The following is a 19010-nucleotide window of genomic DNA, read 5'->3' as shown; positions in this document are numbered from 1 at the left end:
CTCCTCAGTCCCCCCTTCTCGTCGCGCCCGCCAGGATCCAGCCCTCCACCGCCTCGTACTGCTTGCGCTGTTCGTCCGCCGTGGCGCGGCCGGAGAGGACCGTGCCGAGCCAGCCGAAGGCGAAGCCCAGGGGGATGGAGACGAGACCGGTCGTGGTGAAGGGGAACCAGTTGAAGTCGGCGCGGGGGAAGGCGGAGCTCGGGGAGCCGGAGACGAGGTTGGTGCCGGTCATGAGGACGAGGACGGAGAGGGTGCCGCCGATGAGGGTGTACATGAGGCCCGTACGGGTGTAGCGGCGCCAGAAGAGGCCGTAGACGAGGGCGGGGGCGAGGGCGGAGGCGCCGAGGCAGAAGGAGAGGGTGACCAGGGGCTGGAGGTTGCGGTGCTGGACCATCGTGGCGAGGACGATCGCGGTGATGCCGACGGCGCACGCCGACAGCCTGGCGATCGTCATCTCGCGGCGGGGGGTGAGGGGCTGGGCGGCGCGGGCCGCGAAGACGTCGTGGGCGAGGGAGTTGGCGCAGGCGAGGATCATGCCGGCCACGGAGGCGAGGAGGGTCAGGAAGACCGCCGTCGTGACCGTGGTGAAGAGCAGCGTCTCCGCCGTGGACACCTCCGTGCCGAACGCCGCCATCGAGCCCAGCAGATAGGCCGTGTTGCCCTGCGGGTCGGCCGCCGCGATCACCTCGCGGCCGATCAGGGCCGTCGCGCCGAAGCCGATCACCGAGATGATCAGGACGAAGAGGGCGACCGAGGGGACCGCCCAGGACAGTGAGCGGCGGACCTGACGGGCGTTGTTCGCCGTGTACATGCGCATGGTGACGTGGGGGAGGCAGGCGCCGCCGAGGACGACTGTCAACTGGGCGCTGATCATGTCGAGTTCGGGGTGCGGGCCGCCCGAGAACTGGAGCCCCGAGTGGAGGTAGCCGGTGCCGATGCCGCTCTTGTCGGCCGCCGCGCCGAGCAGCAGGCCGGGGTTCCAGTCGAACTTGTGCAGGATCAGTACGGCGACCAGGGCGCCCGAACCGAGCAGCATCACGATCTTGAGGATCTGGATGAGGGCGGTGCCCTTCATGCCGCCGATCGCCGCGTAGCCGATCATCAGCGCGCCGACGATCACCACGACACCGGTCTTCAGGCTGTCGCTGGAGAAACCGAGGACAAACGCCAACAGGTCGCCCGTGCCCGCCAGTTGGACGAGCATCATCGGCATCAGCGCGGCGATCGTGACGACGCAGGCGATGATGCGGACGGACCGGCCGGGCATCCGCCGCGCCAGCGCGTCGCCCATCGTGAACCGGCCCGCGTTGCGCAGGGGTTCGGCCAGCAGGAACATCAGCAGCATCAGGGACAGGGCCGTGCTGAGGGCGAGGACCACGCCGTCGTAGCCGAAGAGGGCGATCACTCCGCCGGTGCCCAGCACGGTCGCCGCCGAGATGTAGTCGCCCGCGATGGCGAGGCCGTTGCGCATGGGGGAGAGCGAGCTGTAGCCGGTGTAGAACTCGTCGAGGTCGTCCCGGTCCGGGCCCGTCATCACGCACAGCAGCAGCGTGATCGTGGCGACCGCCGTGAACCCGACGAGCGACATGGCCTGGGCCGACCCGCTGAACTCGGCGAGGCCGCCCACGGCTGTCGTCGAGGGGGCGGTGGGCGACGGCGAGGAGGGGGCGGAGGCCGTGAAGGAGAGGACGGGTGTCATCGCGTGGCCCTCCGCCCCGCGTCCTGCCGTGCGTCCCGCCTCGCGTCCACCGCCGCCAGGTCGCGCATCCGGTCGGCCAGCGGGTCGACGCGGTGGCGCGCGGTGTGCTCGTACAGCCAGATGGCCAGGCACGTCACCGGCACCTGGAGCAGACCGAGCAGCAGGCCCGTGGACAGTCCGCCGCTGACCTCGCTCGTCATGAACGACGGGGCGAACGCCGACAGCAGGAGGAACAGCACGAAGTAACCGAGCGCCGTCAGTGTCGCCACCCGCCGCTGCCAGCGGTACGCGCTCCGCAGCACCCGCAGGTCGCTGTGGTGGCCGAGGGCGGAGTGGCGGGGGCCGCGAGAGGGCTGATCCCGGGCCGGGTCCGGGGCCGGGTCCTGGTCCTGGGGCATCCAGGGGTAGGTGTCGTACGAGGGGGACGAGGTGTGCGGTGGGTACGAGCGAGCTGAACTGTGCGGTGGGTGCGGGGGTGACGAGAACGGGTCGGTCATCCCTTTGTCTCCTTGCGCGGCTCGGGTCCGGTGCGGACCGCAGGGAGGGGGGCGGGCGTGAACGCTACCCGTGGGTGCGGCGGTGCGCGAGGGTTTCGGCAAACTGATCGGTCGGTATGCGCTTACCCGGCGGATCCGGCGCTGACCTCGGGTGTTACCCGGATTAACTCAGGTTTTTGAACGAGGGTCAGGAGGGGTCTGTGCGCATGCTGTGCGCAGAGTGTGAGATGTGCCTCACGGATCGCCACTTGGTCAACAAAAAGACACTGGTTACCCTCCCTTCGACCAACGAATAACCAAAAAATAAAAAAGCGGGGGGAAGAGTGCGACCACACAGTCGCAGTCGAGCCATGCGCGGGGCGACGACCATCGCCGCCGCGGTGCTCGTGCTGGCCGGTGGCCTACAAGCCACGCCGGTGCGGGCGGCGGACACGGATACGGACACGGGGAGTTCCGGCCTTACGGCCGACGACGGGGCACGGGGCAAGGACTTCTGGGAGGACGACGAGTTGCCGGCCGCCACGGCCGAGGCTCGGGCCTCCGAGCGGGCCGTCGCGTCCAAGAAGCCCGTGGAGGTCGACGAGTTGACGTCGTCGACCAGCAGGGTCGTCGCCCATCCCGACGGCACGTTCACCGCCGAGACGGCGACGTCGCCCGAACGCGTCCGCAAGGACGGCGCGTGGACGGACGTCGACACCACGCTCGTCACCCGGCCGGACGGCGGCCTCGCGCCGCGCGCGGCCGAGGACATCCGGTTCTCCGGCGGCGGCACCGACGAGCCGCTGGCCCGGATGGTGACGGCCGGCAAGAAGTACGCGGTGTCGTCCCCTTGGGCGCTGCCGAAGCCGGAGGTCGACGGTTCGTCGGCCGTGTACCGGTCGGTGCTCCCCGACGTGGACCTCGCCGTGCAGGCCCACCCGGACGGGTTCACGTACCACCTGGTGGTCCACAGTCGCGAGGCCGCCGCCAACCCGGCCCTGGAGAAGGTGAGTTTCCCGGTCGAGGCCGAGGGACTCTCCGTGCGCACGGACGACTCCGGCGCGGCCTCGTTCGTGGACGACTCGGGGTACGCGGTCGTCTCCAGCGGCTCGGCGCTGATGTGGGACGCGGGCAGGGCAACGGGCACGGCCACGGATGCCGGCACGGCCGCCGCGAAGGCCCCGGCGAAGACCTCGGCGGCCTCCGCGAAGAAGGCCGGGCCGAGCACGGTCTCCGCCTCCTCCTCCTCCGCCTCCTCCGCCGAGGCCGTCGCCGAGACCCTGAGCGCCGACGCCGAGTCCCGTACGGCCGTGATGGACACGGCGGTCACCGACGACACCCTGACCGTCGTCCCGGACCAGGGCTTCCTCGCCGACGAGGCCACCACGTACCCGGTGGTCCTCGACCCGCCCGCGGTCAAGGCGACGCTCACCGGGTGGACGGCGCTGTGGTCCAACTCGCCCGGCACCAGCTTCTGGAAGACGAAGCACGCGCTCGGCGTGGGCTACGACGCGTTCGTCGACAACAAGAAGTCGCGGTCGCTGTTCCAGTTCGACACCCGCAGGGTGGCCGGCAAGAAGATCCTCAACGCCACCTTCACGCCGTACGCGATCTGGTCGGCGAACTGTGTGAAGCAGAACGTCGACCTGTACCGCACGAGCTCGATCTCCTCGTCCACCACCTGGAACTCGCAGTCCACGTCGCTGAAGTGGTACACGAAGGTGGACACGGTCTCGGCCGCGAAGGGGCACTCCTCCGAGTGCCCGGACGGTGACATCGAGTTCGACGCCACGGCGGCCGTCGCGCACACCGCGAAGGCCAAGGACACACTGACCACGCTCGGCCTGCGGGCCGACGAGGGCGACCCGATCGCGTGGAAGCAGTTCATGTCGCCGCTGGACCCGGAGGCCACGTCCGCGCGCAAGCCCCGGCTGTCGATCACGTACGTCACCCCGCCGGACAGCAAGCCGTCGTCGGTGAAGATGTCCGACCCGAAGGTCTCCTGCTCGGCGTCCTCGGCGCCCGCGCAGATCCGGGACGCCACGCCCCGGCTGACCGCGACGCCGACGTCGAGCGACGCCTCCAACGCCTCGCTGCGACCCCACTTCGAGCTGTACAAGGGCACCGCCACCACGGCGACCTCGCTGAAGCCGTCCACCTGGACGGACAGCGGCACGGCCGGAACCTCCGTCACGGCGACCCTGGAGGAGAACGCCGCGTACAGGTTCCGGGCGCGCACCGAGTACAAGTACACCTGGCAGGGGGCCACCCACTCGCTGTACGGACCGTGGTCGGGCTACTGCTACTTCAAGGTGGACTCCAAGGGCCCGCTGCTGCCGAAGGTCTCCTCGACCGTCTACAAGGAGTGCGCGGGCACCAGCTGTGACCCCGCCGACCCGGAGCAGGGCAGCGTCGGTATGACCGCCGGCTTCAAGGTCGAGGGCGGCGCCGGCGACGTACGCCGCTACGACTGGTGGCTCAACGGCGCGAAGCTCGGCAGCAAGACCTTCACCGCCAACACGCCCGCCTACGAGATCGAGGCCGCGCCCGACAAGCGGCTGACCAACACCCTGCGGGTGCAGACGTACGACGGGGCGGGCAACGCCAGTCCCCACGCCGACTACCAGTTCCGGGTGGCCAAGGGCTCCGACCCGGTGGCGAGCTGGAAGTTCGACGAGGGCAGCGGTACGACCGCCGCGGACTCCTCCGGCAAGAACCGGCCGCTGACGCTGGCCGCCACGACCTGGACCGACAAGGCGCGGCTCGGTGGCGGTCTGCGCACCGACGGCGCCACCAGCTCGGCCTCCACCGCCACCTCGGTGCTGGACACCACCAACAGCTTCACCGTCTCCGCGTGGGCGAGGCTGACCTCGAAGGACCACGTCGCCACCGTGGCCACCCAGAGCGGCACCAGCGGCGGCGCCTTCCAGCTGTACTACTCGGAGTCGTTCGACCGTTGGATCTTCAACCGGTACGGGACCGACGTCGACTCGCCGACGATCGTCCGCGCGCTGTCCAAGAAGCCGCCGGTCGCGGGTGCGTGGACGCATCTGATGGGTGTGTACGACCACAACAGGAAGCAGATCCGGCTGTACGTCAACGGACAGCTCCAGGCGGCCACGGAGTTCACCACACCGTGGGCGGCCAAGGGCACCTTCGAGGTCGGCCGGATGAAGTCGCTGGGGAAGTACTCGTCCTGGTTCGAGGGGGAGATCGACCAGGTCCAGGTGTGGAACCGGGTGGTCTTCGACAACGAACTGGAAGCGATCGTCAACGCCGAGAACCCGGCCACCGGCCACAACGAGGCAGCCCTGCTCGCCAGTTGGGCGTTCAACGTGCCCGTCGGCCACACCGCCCTGGACGGCTCCGGCAGGGGCAACGTGCTCCGGCTGGACACGGGCGCGTCCTTCGCCGCGACCGACGACCCGGCCCACGGCGACGTGCTGGAACTCGACGCCGCGAAGCTGGGCCGGGCCACCTCGGCGGTGGAGCTGGACGAGTCCGGCAGCTACAGCCTGGCGGGCTGGGTCAACCTGGACGTGTCGAGGCTGGAGAACACCACCTTGCCGCACTCGGCGACCGTCTTCTCGCACCCGGGCGCCGAACGGAACTCCTTCCGCCTCTGGTACCGGCAGGAGGCCGGCCAGACCGTCGGTGACTGGAACTTCGGGCGCTACGAGACGGACGTCCTCAACGGACCGGCCGCCGGGGTCGTCTCCGACGAGGTCAACTCACCCGGCGGCTGGGTGCATGTCGTCGCCGTCTTCGACTCGGTGAACAGCTCCATCAAGCTGTATGTCTCGGGGCAGCGGCAGGGCGACGAGGACGGTGTCCTCAGCGACGACGCCTACCAGCCCACCGGACCCCTGATGGTCGGCGGTTCACGCCGCCACGACACCGGCGAATGGGGCAACCCGCTGGCCGGCCAGCTCGACGACCTGCGCGTCTACGCGGGCGTGCTCTCCGACGCGGAGATCACGCAGCTGGCGACGGTGGACGAGCCGCCGGTGCCGATCGAGTAGCCGCGCACCCTGCTCCCTTCTCACGGCGTGCCGGGCCGTCGGCCCGGCACGCCCCCTCCCTCTTTCTCACCTCTTCATCCAGGAGAACCCCTCACGTGTTGTCCAGGAACAGCTCACTGCTGCCCAAAAGCTGGGCATGGAGCAGAGCGGGCCGACGCCGGCTGGCGTCCGTCGTCCTGCCCGTGTCCACGGCGGTCGTCGCCACTCTGCTGAGCGCCGCCCCGGCGCTCGCGGCCGACGAGAACCGCGACCACAGCGCCCTGCCGAAGGCCAAGTACGGCAAGGCCCAGCCCTTCGACCCGAAGGCCGCCAAGGTCAAGGACCCGACCGTGGCCGCCGCGCGCGAGTCGCTCGCCAAGGCCCGCGCGAAGGTGACCTGGCCGGGCGCGTCGGTTGTGAAGGTCCGGCCGTCGAAGGCGGGCCGGACGGCCAAGGCCGCCGCAGGCGAAGCCGAGGCCGAGGCGCCGAAGGTGCGCGTCCTCGGCCGCAAGGCCACCGGCGAACTCGGCATCGACGGACTGGTGTTCACCGTCTCCGGTAGTGATGGTGCCAAGACCGCCACCACCGTCGACTACAGCTCCTTCGCCGACGCCTACAGCGGCAACTGGTCCTCCCGGCTGCGTCTCGTCCAGCTCCCCGCGTGCGCCCTGACCACGCCGGAGAAGGCGGAGTGCCGCAGGACCACCCCGGTGGCGTCCGAGAACGACGCCGAGGCGGAGACCGTGACCGCCCGGGTCACCCCGCCCAAGGCCAAGACGGCCAAGGCCGGGCCCGCCGCCATGGTCATGGCCCTGTCCGCCGCGGCCGGCTCCGACCAGGGCACCTACGAGGCCACCCCGCTGGCGGCCTCCTCCACCTGGTCGGCCGGCGGCTCCAACGGCGACTTCACCTGGAACTACCCGCTGGAGACCCCGCCGGCCCCGGCGGGCCCGGCGCCCAACCTGTCCATCGGCTACTCCGCGCAGAGCGTGGACGGCCGCACCTCCTCCACCAGCGCGCAGCCGTCCTGGGTCGGCGAGGGCTTCGACCTGTCGACCTCGTACGTCGAGCGGGCGTACGGCAGTTGTGAGGACGACGGCCAGGACAAGAAGTACGACCAGTGCTGGAAGGAGGACAACGCCTCCCTCGTCCTCAACGGCAAGTCGACGCCCCTGGTGAAGGAGGGCGGCAAGTGGCGGCCCAAGAGCGACGACGGCGAGCGGGTCGTCCACGACACCGGCGCCGTCAACGGCGACGACGGTGACACCGGGGAGAACGGCGACAAGGGCGAGTTCTGGACGGTCACCTCGACCGACGGCACCCAGTACGTCTTCGGCAAGAACCGGCTGCCCGGCTGGAGTTCGGGCAAGGCCGAGACCAACTCGGTGTGGACGCTCCCCGTCTTCGGCGACGACTCCGGCGAGCCCGGGTACTCCTCCGGCGACTCCTTCTCCGGCCGCGCCAAGACCCAGGCCTGGCGGTGGAACCTCGACTACGTCGTGGACCCGCACGGCAACGTCATGACGTACTGGTACGACAAGGAACTCAACCACTACGCCAAGAACGGCACCACCGGCAACGGCACCGAGTACGTCCGGAGCGGCTGGCTCAAGCGCATCGACTACGGCCAGCGCACCGACACGATCTTCTCCACCACCCAACCGGCCGCGGCCCGGGTCAAGTTCACGGTCGCCGAGCGCTGCCTGCCGGTCTCCGGCGGCGAGAGCTGCGGCTCGCTGACCTCGTCCAACCGCAACGCCTGGCCGGACGTCCCGTTCGACCAGATCTGCGCCGCCGACAAGCCCTGCACCGACCAGCCCAGCCCGTCGTTCTTCACCCGCAAGCGCCTGACCGACGTCACCACCCAGGTGTACGACGGCTCCGGCAGCGCCGACACGGACTATCGCGCGGTCAACGCATGGCACCTGGGCCAGACCTTCCCCGACCCGGGCGACGGCTCCGACGCCGGCCTGTGGCTGGACTCCATCAAGCGCACCGGCAAGGTAGGCGGCGACGCCTCCCTGCCCGCCGTGACCTTCAGCGGCATCCAGCTGCACAACCGCGTCGACCGCACCGGCGACGACGTCGCCCCCTTCATCAAGTGGCGAGTCCGTACGGTCACTTCGGAGACCGGCTCCAAGCTCACCGTCAACTACTCCAAGGAGGACTGCGTCGCCGGTACGGACGTCCCGTCCGACCTGGACTCCAACACCCGACGCTGCTACCCGGTCAAGTGGATCCCGCCGTCCAACCCGACGCCGGGCACCGACCCCAAGCCGCGCACCGACTTCTTCCACAAGTACGTCGTCACCCAGGTCACCGAGTCCGACCCCTACGGCGGCGCCCCGCTGAAGCAGACGGACTACACCTACAGCGGCGGCGGCGCGTGGGCGTACGACGACGAGTCGCCCATCACCCAGGCCAAGTACCGCACCTGGGGCATCTGGCGCGGCTACCAGAAGGTCACCACGACCACCGGCGAGCCCTCCGGCACCCGCTCGAAGTCGACGACCCTCTACTACCGGGGCATGGACGGCGACAAGCAGTCCGGCGACACCACCCGCAAGGAGACGGTCACCGACTCCACGGGCAAGGCGGTGACGGACTCCGAGCAGTTCGCCGGCCAGGTCCGCGAGCAGATCACGTACAACGGCGTCGACGGCGCCGAGACCAGCGGCACCGTCAACACGCCCTGGTCCCGTACGACCGCCACGGACAAACACTCCTACGGCACGGTCAACGCGTACCTGGTCCGCACCGCCTCCACCGTCACCCGCACCCCGGTGGCCGGCGGCACCACGCTGACCTCCACCAAGTCGACGACGTACGACCCGACGAGCGGTCTCGCCCTGAAGGAGGAGACGGACGCGGCCGGTGAGAAGGACTGCGTCGTCACCGAGTACGCCGTCAACGAGTCGGCGTGGATCCTGTCCCTGCCCAAGCGGGTGGAGAAGGTCTCCACCGGCTGCGACGCCACACCGAAGAGGACGAACGACCCGAAGACGACCGATGTGATCTCGGACGTCCGGGTGTCGTACGACGACCAGGCGTACGGCAAGGCGCCGACGAAGGGCGACGCGACCCGTCAGGAGCGCGTCACCGGCTACGGCACCGACGGCACCGCTCAGCTCCAGACCGTCACCACCGCCAAGTACGACGCGCTGGGCCGGCTCACCGACAGCTGGGACACCAAGGGCACCCGGACCAACCACGCCGAGTACACCCCGGCCGCGGGCGGCCCGCTGACCAAGATCACCGAGACCAATGCCCTCGACCACGCCACCACCACCGAGTACGCGCCCGACTGGGGAGTGCGGACCGCGACCGTCGACCCGAACGGCGGCCGCACGGAGCTGGCGTACGACAGCTTCGGCCGGCTCACCGGCGTATGGCTCGCCGACCGTGACCGGGGCGCCGACCAGGCGCCCACGCACAAGTTCGAGTACAAGGTCCAGAACACCGACGCGTCCTGGATCGCCACCAAGTCGCTGAACCAGGACGGCACCTCGTACCGCACCGAGTACGCCATCTACGACGCGCTGCTGCGGCCGCGCCAGACCCAGACGCCCGCCGCGTCCGGCACGGGTCGCGTCATCACCGAGACGAAGTACGACACACGCGGCCTGGCCGTGTCGTCGTCGGCGGACTACATCGACACCACCGCGCCCTCGGGCAAGCTCGCCAATCTGCTGACGGCGGCCCCGGCCGGTACGGAGACGGTGTACGACGGCGCCGGCCGGCCGGTGATCGAGAAGGTCCTCACCAACGAGAAGGAGTTCTCCCGCACCACCCACACCTACACCGGTGACACCACCACGGTGGAGCCGCCGACCGGTGCGCCCGCCGTGCGCGAGAAGGTCGACGCCCGCGGCCGGCTGTTGGAGAAGCTGGAGTACGACGGCAACAAGGCCACCGGCTCCTTCAACCGCCTCGCCTACGGCTACGACCACGCCGACCGGCTGACCTCCGTCAAGGACGACGACGGCAACGCCTGGTCGTACGGCTTCGACCTCCTGGGCCGGCAGACCAGCACCTCCGACCCGGACGCGGGAGCCAGCACGTCCGAGTTCAACGACCTCGACCAGGTCGTGGCGACCACCGACGCCCGGCAGAAGAGCGTCGGATTCACCTACGACCTGCTCGGCCGGACCACCGGCAAGCTCGACGGCAAGGTCCCGGTGGTGAACGGCGCGCCCGCGCCCGAGGACGCCAAATACCTTGCGCGCTGGACGTACGACTCGATCGCCAAGGGCCAGCTCACTTCGGCCATCCGGTACGTCGGCGGCAAGACCGGCAGCGTGTACGCGCTCACCAACGCCAAGTACGACAAGGTCTACCGGGTCCTGAACGAGCAGTACACGATCAGCAAGACCGAAGGGGCCCTGGCCGGCACCAACGGCACCTGGACCATCGCCAACGCCTACAACCTCGACGGCACCCTCCAGAAGCGCACCATCCCCGCGATGGGCGGCTTCGACCAGGAGGTCCTGAAGTACGGCTACACAGAGCAGCGGATGCCGGACACCCTGGACGGCCTCACCGGCATCGTCCAGAACACCGACTACCTGCCGGCCGGCGAGCAGATCCGCACCACGCTGGGCGTCTCCTCCACGGCGGACTGGACGGAGGTCAACCGGTCCTACGAGACCGGAACCAAGCGGCTGGCCCGCCAGAACGTGGTCTCCGAGACCCACACCGGCACCGACGCGGACGTGTACTACCGCTACGACCTCGCCGGCAACCCGGTCGAGATCGAGGACAAGGCCACCAGCCCCACCGACCGCCAGTGCTTCACCTATGACGGCCACCGCCGGATGAAGTCCGCCTGGACGACCACGGCCGACTGCGCCACCGCGCCCGCCACGGGCAACGTGGGCGGCCCCGGCAAGTACTGGCAGTCGTTCTCGTACGACAGCGCCGGCAACCGCAAGACGGCCACCGACCACCTGTCCGGCGCGACCACCTCGTACGTCTACAAGACGGCCGACCAGCCCCGCCCGCACGCCCTGGCCTCCACCGAGACCAAGAAGGACGGCGCGGTCACCGCCACCACCGGCTACACCTACGACAAGGCGGGCAACACCGACCTCAGGACCGTCGGCGGCAAGACCCAGGACCTCGACTTCAACACCGAGGGCAGCCTGGAGAAGGTCACCGAGGCGGACAAGTCGACCACCGAGTACCTCAACGACGCGGCCGGCAACCGGCTCATCCGCCGTGACGCCACCGGCACCACCCTCTACCTGGGCGAGACCGAGCTGCGGCTCGACAAGGCGGGCAAGGTCTCGGCGACCCGTTACTACGTCCACGGCAGCGACATGGTCGCCGTGCGTACGTCGGCGGGCCTGTCCTGGATGGCCGGCGACCACAACGGCACGGCGAACGTCCAGGTCGACGCGGCCACCCAGCGGGTCACCCGGCGGCAGATGAAGCCGTTCGGCGAGGACCGGGGCACGGCCGCCACCGCGTGGGTCGGTGAACGGGGCTTCGTCGGCGGCATCAAGGACCCGACCGGTCTCACCCACCTCGGCGCCCGCGAGTACGACCCGACCACCGGACGATTCATCAGCGTCGACCCCGTCGCGGACCTCAAGGATCCGCAGCAGATCAACGGCTACGCCTACAGCAACAACAACCCGGTCACCTTCGCGGACCCGGACGGCAAGTTCTTCTTCGCCCTGGTCGCGCTGATCATGGCCGTCGTCCCGCTGGTCGTGGCGTACTACAACTACGTCAGCAACAAGTCCTCCGGCTCCAACGGCTCCGGAGGCATGTCCACGATGGGCAGCGCCAACTACGGCAGCGGTGGCACGGGCACCGACTGCTCGGCCACGTATCCGGCGTACAAGCCGGGCTGCAACACGAACGTGGAGCCTGCGGATCCACGGGCGGAGGGGTCCTTCAAGGACTTCGCGGCGTCGGCCGGTCATGCGTTCCTCGAGGGCTGGGAGGGCCTGGCCGAGCTCACCCCGGCCTGCTGGTTCCAGGACTGCGGTGCTCCCACGGACGCCTACGACGACTTCGTCGAGGGCAAGGGCGTCGACGAGGACTCTCAGGCGTACGACGCCGGCGAGGACGTCGTCGGCGTCGCGGGGATGCTCAACATCAGCGGGTGGCTCAAACTCCTCTCCAAGAAACTGGTGAAGGAGACCAGCCAGAAGGCGGCCAAGGAAGCGGACGCGCCGAACCCCGGCTGCACCCAGTGCTTCCTGGCGGGCACCGACGTGCGGATGGCCGACGGTTCCACCAAGGACATCGAGGACGTCGAGGTTGGTGACGAGGTCCTCGCCACGGATCCGGAGACCGGCGAGACGGGTGCCCGCAAGGTCACCCACCTCATCGTCACGGAGGACGACAAGCACTTCAACGAGCTGTCCATCGCCACCGAGGACGGCGTCGAGAAGCTCACGGCGACCCATGAGCACCCCTTCTGGTCGCCGTCCGAGCGGGACTGGATCGAGGCACGCGACCTCCGGCCGGGCATGACCCTGCGCACCGACGAGGGCGACACGGTCGTCATCACCGGCAACCGCGCCTTCGAGCGGCACGCCCGCACGTACAACTTCACGGTCGCGGACCTGCACACGTACTACGTGCTGGCGGGCGAGACTCCGGTTCTGGTCCACAACTCGAGCTGCCCCAGGTTCATCGTCGACAAGGCCGGTAATGTCGTCGAACTCCCGCAGGTCCAGAAGACGATCAGCAAGCAGAAGCAGGATCGTCACATTCTCAATGGAAACGGATATCGAGGCGGTGGCTACTTCAATTCGCACGCCGATGCCCAGAAGGTGCTCGACGCCTACCACGGAGGTCAGGCACAGGTCATGGGCGTGACCAAGAACGGACACATCCAGATCAGGGTCTCCAGCGTCACGGGGTACGACAACAACCCGCGAGCAGGCCGACTGGGCGTGGCCACGAACATCTTCATGATCAAGGGAACGAAGAGTCCGAGTGTGGTGCCGATGAATCCCAGCGCGAGTGCGCCGTGACCGGCCCGGACGCGCTGCGGCGCGAGAACGGCATCGTCCTGGACGCCGTCCAGGCGCTGTTGGGCCTGATCTCCTCGGATGTGATCGCCGTGGCGGTCCTCGTCGAGGCACATCGTGTGGAACTGACGTTCTGGGTCCGCGGCCGCACTCCCGAGATCGAAGAGGACGTGGACCAGGCCGTCTTCGAGCTGGACGCCCTGTTCTCCGAGGAGCACCCCCTCATCGAGAGCCGCATCCACGTGGGGCACCCGGATCCGACCATGCTCGGTTCGTACGGTCGGATGATCTATTGGGCGAAGTGACGACTCGATGAACCAGTTGCCCCGTCGGCGGATTCGTCCGGCGGGGCAACTCCCTTTCCGGGGCTGCTCAGCCCTTCAGCACCGGAAACCTCCGAGGCGCCACCACCAGCAGCACCAGCAGCGCCGCCACCGCCGCGCACCCCGCCCCCAGGTACACCGCGTGGACCGCGTCCGCGACCGCTCGGCGGACCGGCTCGGACGCCGGGCCGGAGCCGAGGTCGTGGGCGATGGCGTCGAGGTTTCCCGAGCCGCCCAGCCGGGAGGCCAGCACCCCGTTCGCGACCGCCCCGAAGGCCGCCGCGCCCAGGGTCTGCCCGGTCTGGCGGCAGAAGAGGATGGAAGCGGTGGCGGTGCCCCGCTCCTCCCACTCCACCGACGACTGGACGCCGATGATCAGGGGGAGCTGGAAGAGCCCCAGCGCGGCGCCCAGCAGGAGCATCAGCAGCGTCGGCTGCCAGGGTTCGCCGGGGTAGGGGAGGAAGGCGAACGAGAAGAGGACGAGCGCTGCCGCCGTGATGCCGAGGATCGACGTGTTCCGGAAGCCGACGCGGCGGTAGACGTGCTGGCTGAGGGCCGCCGACAACGGCCAGGTCAGAGTCCAGACGGAGACGACGAAACCGGCGGCCACCGGCGCCAGGCCCAGCACCGACTGGGCGTACGTCGCGAGGAACACCGTGGGCGCGACCATCAACAGCCCGAGTGCGCCGAGCGCCAGGTTCACCGACGCGATCGTGCGCCTGCGCCACACCCAGCCCGGGATGATCGGCTCGGCGGCCCGGCGTTCGATCAGCACCAGCACGGCGATCAGGGCGACTCCCGTGCCCAGCAGGGTGAGTGAGGGCCAGGAGAGCCAGGACCAGGCCACCCCGCCCTGCACCAGCGCTGTCAGCAGGGCCCCTCCGCAGGCGAGGATCGTCAGGGCGCCCGCCCAGTCGATCCGGGGCCGGCTGGTCGACTCCCTCGGCGGCTCGTGCAGATGACGGGCCAGCAGCCACAACGCCGCCGCCCCGAGCGGCAGGTTGATGAGGAAGATCCAGCGCCAGTCCGCGTACGCGGCCAGGACACCGCCCACTCCGGGGCCCGCCACCGCCGACACCGCCCACACCGTGGACAGTCTGGACTGGATCCTGGGCCGTTCTTCGAGCGGATACAGATCCGCCGCCAGCGTCTGCACCGTGCCCGCGAGGGCGCCGCCGCCCAGGCCCTGGACGATCCGGAAGGCGATCAGGGCGGCCATGTTCCAGGCCAGCGCGCACAGCAGCGAGCCCAGCAGGAACAGGGCGGCGCCCACGACGAGGACCGGTTTGCGGCCGAAGGTGTCGGAGAGCCTGCCGTAGACGGGGAGGGTGACGGTGGCGGCGAGCAGATAGCCGGAGAAGAGCCAGGAGAAGACGGAGAAGCCACCGAGGTCGGCGACGATCTGCGGTACGGCGATCGAGACGATCGTGGCGTCCAGCGCGGCCAGGCCCATGGCCAGCATCAGCGCGGCGGTGACGGCTCTTCGGCGGCCGGTTCCGGTGTGCCGTGCCGAGTCGCCTGGCGCGGGTCGTGTCTCGCCCACCGGATCGCCGTCCACCGGATCGCCGTCCACCGGATCGCCGTCCACCGGATCGCCGTCCACCGGGCTGTCGTCCACCAGATGCCTTCCCCTTGCACCTATCTGCCGCCGACCACCATGCCATTGACCCTGACGCCACGGCAGGGTGCAGCCTGGTCGCGCCGGAGGGAGACGGAGGGAGGAGTCGAACCCCGAGGCCGTCTCCTCCCGGCGGGCGAGATCCCCTAGGGGTACCTCCGTACTACGGCCGGGGGCGGGTTCGTACCGCCGGAGGACGAGACGGCAGGCCTCCCGTCCTTAACCTGGCTTTACGCCGCTGGGGGGCGGTGCACCGGAGCGGTGGGGGTGGGGTTTTCCCCAGCAGAAGACTGCGCTGGGCACCAGCGCGCCGAACCCCCTCGAGGACCAGACTCATCGACGTACCACTTCGGAACTTCGAAACCTCGAAACCCCGGAACCCCGGAACCTCGAACGCAGCATCGGCATCACCTGCCGACCGACTTAGGAGACATACCGTGACATCGGCTGTGACCATCACCAGGCACGGGGGTACTGGAGGGACTACGGCCGTTGCCGCGCGGGCGCGGCAGGTCGTGAAGGCGTACGGGTCCGGTGAGACCCGCGTCGTCGCCCTCGACCATGTGGACGTGGACATCGCGCGGGGACAGTTCACCGCGATCATGGGCCCCTCGGGGTCCGGCAAGTCCACCCTCATGCACTGCCTCGCCGGACTCGACACCGTGACGTCGGGTCAGATCCACCTCGACGACACCGAGATCACCGGACTCAAGGACAAGAAGCTCACGCGGCTGCGCCGGGACCGGATCGGGTTCATCTTCCAGGCGTTCAACCTGCTGCCGACGCTGAACGCGATAGAGAACATCACGCTCCCGATGGACATCGCCGGGCGCAAGCCGAACAAGGAGTGGCTGGGGCGGGTCGTCGACACCGTCGGCCTGAGCGACCGGCTCAAGCACCGGCCCACCCAGCTCTCCGGCGGCCAGCAGCAGCGCGTCGCCGTGGCCCGGGCACTGGCCGCGCGGCCGGAGATCATCTTCGGTGACGAGCCGACCGGCAACCTGGACTCCCGGGCCGGCGCCGAGGTGCTGGGCTTCCTGCGCACGTCGGTCGACGAGCTCGGCCAGACCATCGTCATGGTCACGCACGACCCGGTGGCCGCCTCGTACGCGGACCGTGTGCTGTACCTGGCCGACGGCCGCATCGTCGACGAGATGTACAAGCCGACCGCCGAAGCCGTGCTGGACCGCATGAAGGACTTCGACGCCCGGGGGCGTACGTCATGAGTGTCATGAAGACCTCGATGCGCAACTTCTTCGCGCACAAGGGACGGATGGCGCTGTCGGCCATCGCGGTCATGCTCTCGGTGGCGTTCGTGACGGGGACCCTGGTCTTCACCGACACGATGGGCACGACGTTCGACAAGCTGTTCGCGGCCACCGCCTCCGACGTCACGGTCAGCGCCAAGGGCGCCTCGGACAGCGGTGAGACGCAGTCCGACAACGGCAAGCCGCCGGTCATGCCGGCATCGGTCGTCGACAAGGTCGGTGGCGCGGACGGCGTGAAGGCGGCCGAGGGGACCGTCTTCTCGACCTCGGTCACCGTCGTCGACGCCGACAAGGACAGCCTCTCGCCCACCAGCGGCGCCCCGACCATCGTCGGCAACTGGAACGCCAACGACGCCCGCACCATGAAGATCTCGTCCGGCAACGCCCCGCGCGGCCCCGACCAGATCGTGGTCGACGCGGACACCGCCGACAAGCACGACCTGAAGCTCGGCGACGCGATCGGTGTGATCAGCGCCGTCGGCACGCACGAGGCGAAGGTCTCCGGCATCGCAGACTTCCAGGTCACCAACCCGGGCGCGGCGATCTTCTACCTCGACACCGCGACCGCCCAGAAGGCCCTCGTCGGCGAGACGGGCGTGTACACCAACGTCAACATCACCGCGGACACCGGCTTCACCGACGCGCAGGTGAAGAAGAACGTCTCCGCCGAACTCGGCGCCGCCTACAAGGTGCAGACCGCCAAGGAGATCGCGGACGCCAACGCCAAGGACGTCGGCGAGTTCATGGGCGTGATGAAGTACGCGATGCTCGGCTTCGCCGGGATCGCCTTCCTCGTCGGCATCTTCCTGATCATCAACACCTTCTCGATGCTGGTCGCCCAGCGGACCCGCGAGATCGGCCTCATGCGGGCCATCGGCTCCAGCCGCGGCCAGGTCAACCGGTCGGTCCTCGTCGAGGCGCTGCTCCTGGGTGTCTTCGGCTCGATCCTCGGCGTCGCCGGCGGTGTCGGACTCGCCATCGGCCTGATGAAGCTGATGAGCGCCACCGGCATGAACCTGTCCACCGACGACCTCACCGTCGCCTGGACCACCCCGGCGGTCGGCCTGCTCCTCGGCATCGTCGTCACCGTCCTCGCCGCGTACGTGCCGGCCCGGCGCGCCGGCAAGGTCTCCCCGATGGCCGCCCTGCGCGACGCCGGCGCCCCGCTGGACGCCAAGGCCGGAGTCGTACGGGCCGCGATCGGCCTGCTCCTGACCGGCGCCGGCGGCTACTGCCTGTACCTGGCGTCCGCCGCCGCCAAGGCGAGCGAGGGCTCGATGTGGCTGGGCGGCGGGGTCGTCCTGTCCCTCATCGGCTTCGTCGTCATCGGCCCGCTGCTCGCCGGTGCCGTGGTGCGGGTGCTGGGCGCGGTCGTCCTGCGGGCCTTCGGACCCGTCGGCCGGATGGCCGAGCGCAACGCGCTGCGCAACCCCCGCCGTACGGGGGCCACGGGCGCCGCCCTGATGATCGGTCTCGCCCTGGTCGCCTGCCTGTCGGTCGTCGGCTCCTCCATGGTCGCCTCGGCCACGGATCAGCTCGACAAGACGGTCGGCACGGACTTCATCATCCAGTCCGACACCGGCCAGCTGATCACCCCGCAGGCCGTCGAGGCGGCGAAGTCCGCCGAGGGCATCAAGAGCGTCACCGAGTACAAGTACACCCAGGCCGACTTCACCACCCCCGACGGCAAGACACTCAAGAAGACGGCGATCACCGCCGCCGACCCGAGCTACGCCACCGACCTCGCCACCGAGGTCGTCGCGGGCAGGCTGGCGGACGCCTACAAGCCCGACTCGATGTCCGTGCACGAGAAGTTCGCCAAGGACCACGACGTCGAGCTCGGCTCGAAGATCGCCGTCGCCTTCAAGGACGGCCGCACGGCCGACCTGACCGTCCGCGCGATCACCAGCAGCGACGTCGTCATCGACGCCGGGGCGATGTACACCTCCATCGACACGATGGCCACGTACGTCCCCGCCGACAGGATGCCCCTCGACCAGCTGCTCTTCGCCTCGGCGAAGGAGGGGCAGGACGCGGCCGCGTACAAGTCCCTCAAGGACGCGCTGCACGACTACCCGCAGTACGAGGTCCGCGACCAGACCGACTACAAGGAAGCGCTGAAGGGCCAGATCGACCAGCTCCTGAACATGATCTACGGCCTGCTCGCCCTCGCGATCATCGTCGCGATCCTGGGAGTCGTGAACACGCTGGCCCTGTCGGTCGTCGAGCGGACGCGCGAGATCGGTCTGATGCGAGCGATCGGTCTCTCCCGCCGCCAGCTGCGCCGCATGATCCGCCTGGAGTCGGTTGTCATCGCCCTCTTCGGCGCGCTGCTCGGCCTGGGCCTGGGCATGGGCTGGGGCGCCACCGCCCAGCAGCTCCTCGCCCTGGAGGGCCTGAAGGTCCTCGACATCCCGTGGCCGACGATCATCGGGGTCTTCATCGGCTCGGCCTTCGTGGGCCTGTTCGCCGCGCTGGTGCCGGCGTTCCGGGCGGGCCGCATGAACGTACTGAACGCGATCGCGACGGAGTAGCCACCGAGCGGCCACCGGCCACCGGCCACCGGCCACCGGCCACTGAGCACGGGGGAACGGGGGAACGGGGAACGGGGAACGGGGGAACCGGGGAACCGGGGG

At 69.5% G+C, this 19010-nt stretch carries 8 protein-coding genes; 5 read left to right on the top strand and 3 right to left on the bottom strand.

The genetic code is table 11. The features are described 5' to 3' along the window. Positions 1-4 precede the first annotated feature (4 nt). Together OG202_RS20430 and OG202_RS20425 are read right to left on the bottom strand one after the other, a co-directional pair. Positions 5-1588 (bottom strand): sodium/solute symporter, encoded by a 1584-nt coding sequence (locus tag OG202_RS20430; protein WP_328224698.1) that lies wholly within the window; start codon positions 1586-1588, stop codon positions 5-7. A gap of 107 nt (positions 1589-1695) precedes the next feature. Continuing rightward, a complete protein-coding gene (locus tag OG202_RS20425) occupies positions 1696-2196 on the bottom strand; it encodes a DUF485 domain-containing protein (RefSeq protein ID WP_328223253.1) in 501 nt (166 codons plus the stop codon). A gap of 350 nt (positions 2197-2546) precedes the next feature. Here OG202_RS20425 and OG202_RS20420 point away from each other — a divergent pair, with 350 nt between their 5' ends. The 3 genes from OG202_RS20420 (at position 2547) to OG202_RS20410 (ending at position 13470) form a co-directional block, all read left to right on the top strand. Beyond that, positions 2547-6197 carry a LamG-like jellyroll fold domain-containing protein gene (locus tag OG202_RS20420; protein ID WP_328223252.1) on the top strand — a complete coding sequence of 1217 codons (3651 nt, stop codon included), beginning with the start codon at positions 2547-2549 and terminating at the stop codon, positions 6195-6197. Between the two features lie 95 nt (positions 6198-6292). Continuing rightward, positions 6293-13168: a polymorphic toxin-type HINT domain-containing protein gene (locus OG202_RS20415; RefSeq protein ID WP_328223251.1), complete on the top strand. Its 6876-nt coding sequence runs from the start codon at positions 6293-6295 to the stop codon at positions 13166-13168. Then, positions 13165-13470, top strand: coding sequence for a hypothetical protein (locus tag OG202_RS20410; RefSeq protein ID WP_326582264.1), 306 nt, complete (start codon positions 13165-13167; stop codon positions 13468-13470). Before OG202_RS20415 ends, OG202_RS20410 begins: the two co-directional genes overlap by 4 nt. Positions 13471-13537: 67 nt before the next feature. On the opposite strand, the gene OG202_RS20405 is transcribed toward OG202_RS20410, so the two are convergent. Next, positions 13538-15031: an MFS transporter gene (locus OG202_RS20405; protein WP_327732229.1), complete on the bottom strand. Its 1494-nt coding sequence runs from the start codon at positions 15029-15031 to the stop codon at positions 13538-13540. Positions 15032-15543: 512 nt separating this feature from the next. On the opposite strand from OG202_RS20405, the gene OG202_RS20400 reads away from it, so the two are divergent. Together OG202_RS20400 and OG202_RS20395 are read left to right on the top strand one after the other, a co-directional pair. Continuing rightward, positions 15544-16332: an ABC transporter ATP-binding protein gene (locus OG202_RS20400; RefSeq protein WP_326582265.1), complete on the top strand. Its 789-nt coding sequence runs from the start codon at positions 15544-15546 to the stop codon at positions 16330-16332. Continuing rightward, positions 16329-18908 carry an ABC transporter permease gene (locus OG202_RS20395; protein WP_326582266.1) on the top strand — a complete coding sequence of 860 codons (2580 nt, stop codon included), beginning with the start codon at positions 16329-16331 and terminating at the stop codon, positions 18906-18908. The genes OG202_RS20400 and OG202_RS20395 overlap by 4 nt, the downstream gene beginning before the upstream one ends. Positions 18909-19010: the final 102 nt, after the last annotated feature.

This window comes from Streptomyces sp. NBC_00310 (assembly GCF_036208085.1).
In the GTDB taxonomy this organism is placed as follows: domain Bacteria; phylum Actinomycetota; class Actinomycetes; order Streptomycetales; family Streptomycetaceae; genus Streptomyces.
The sequence above is the reverse complement of the archived record's forward strand: the minus strand, read 5'-3'. Positions and strand labels throughout refer to the sequence as shown.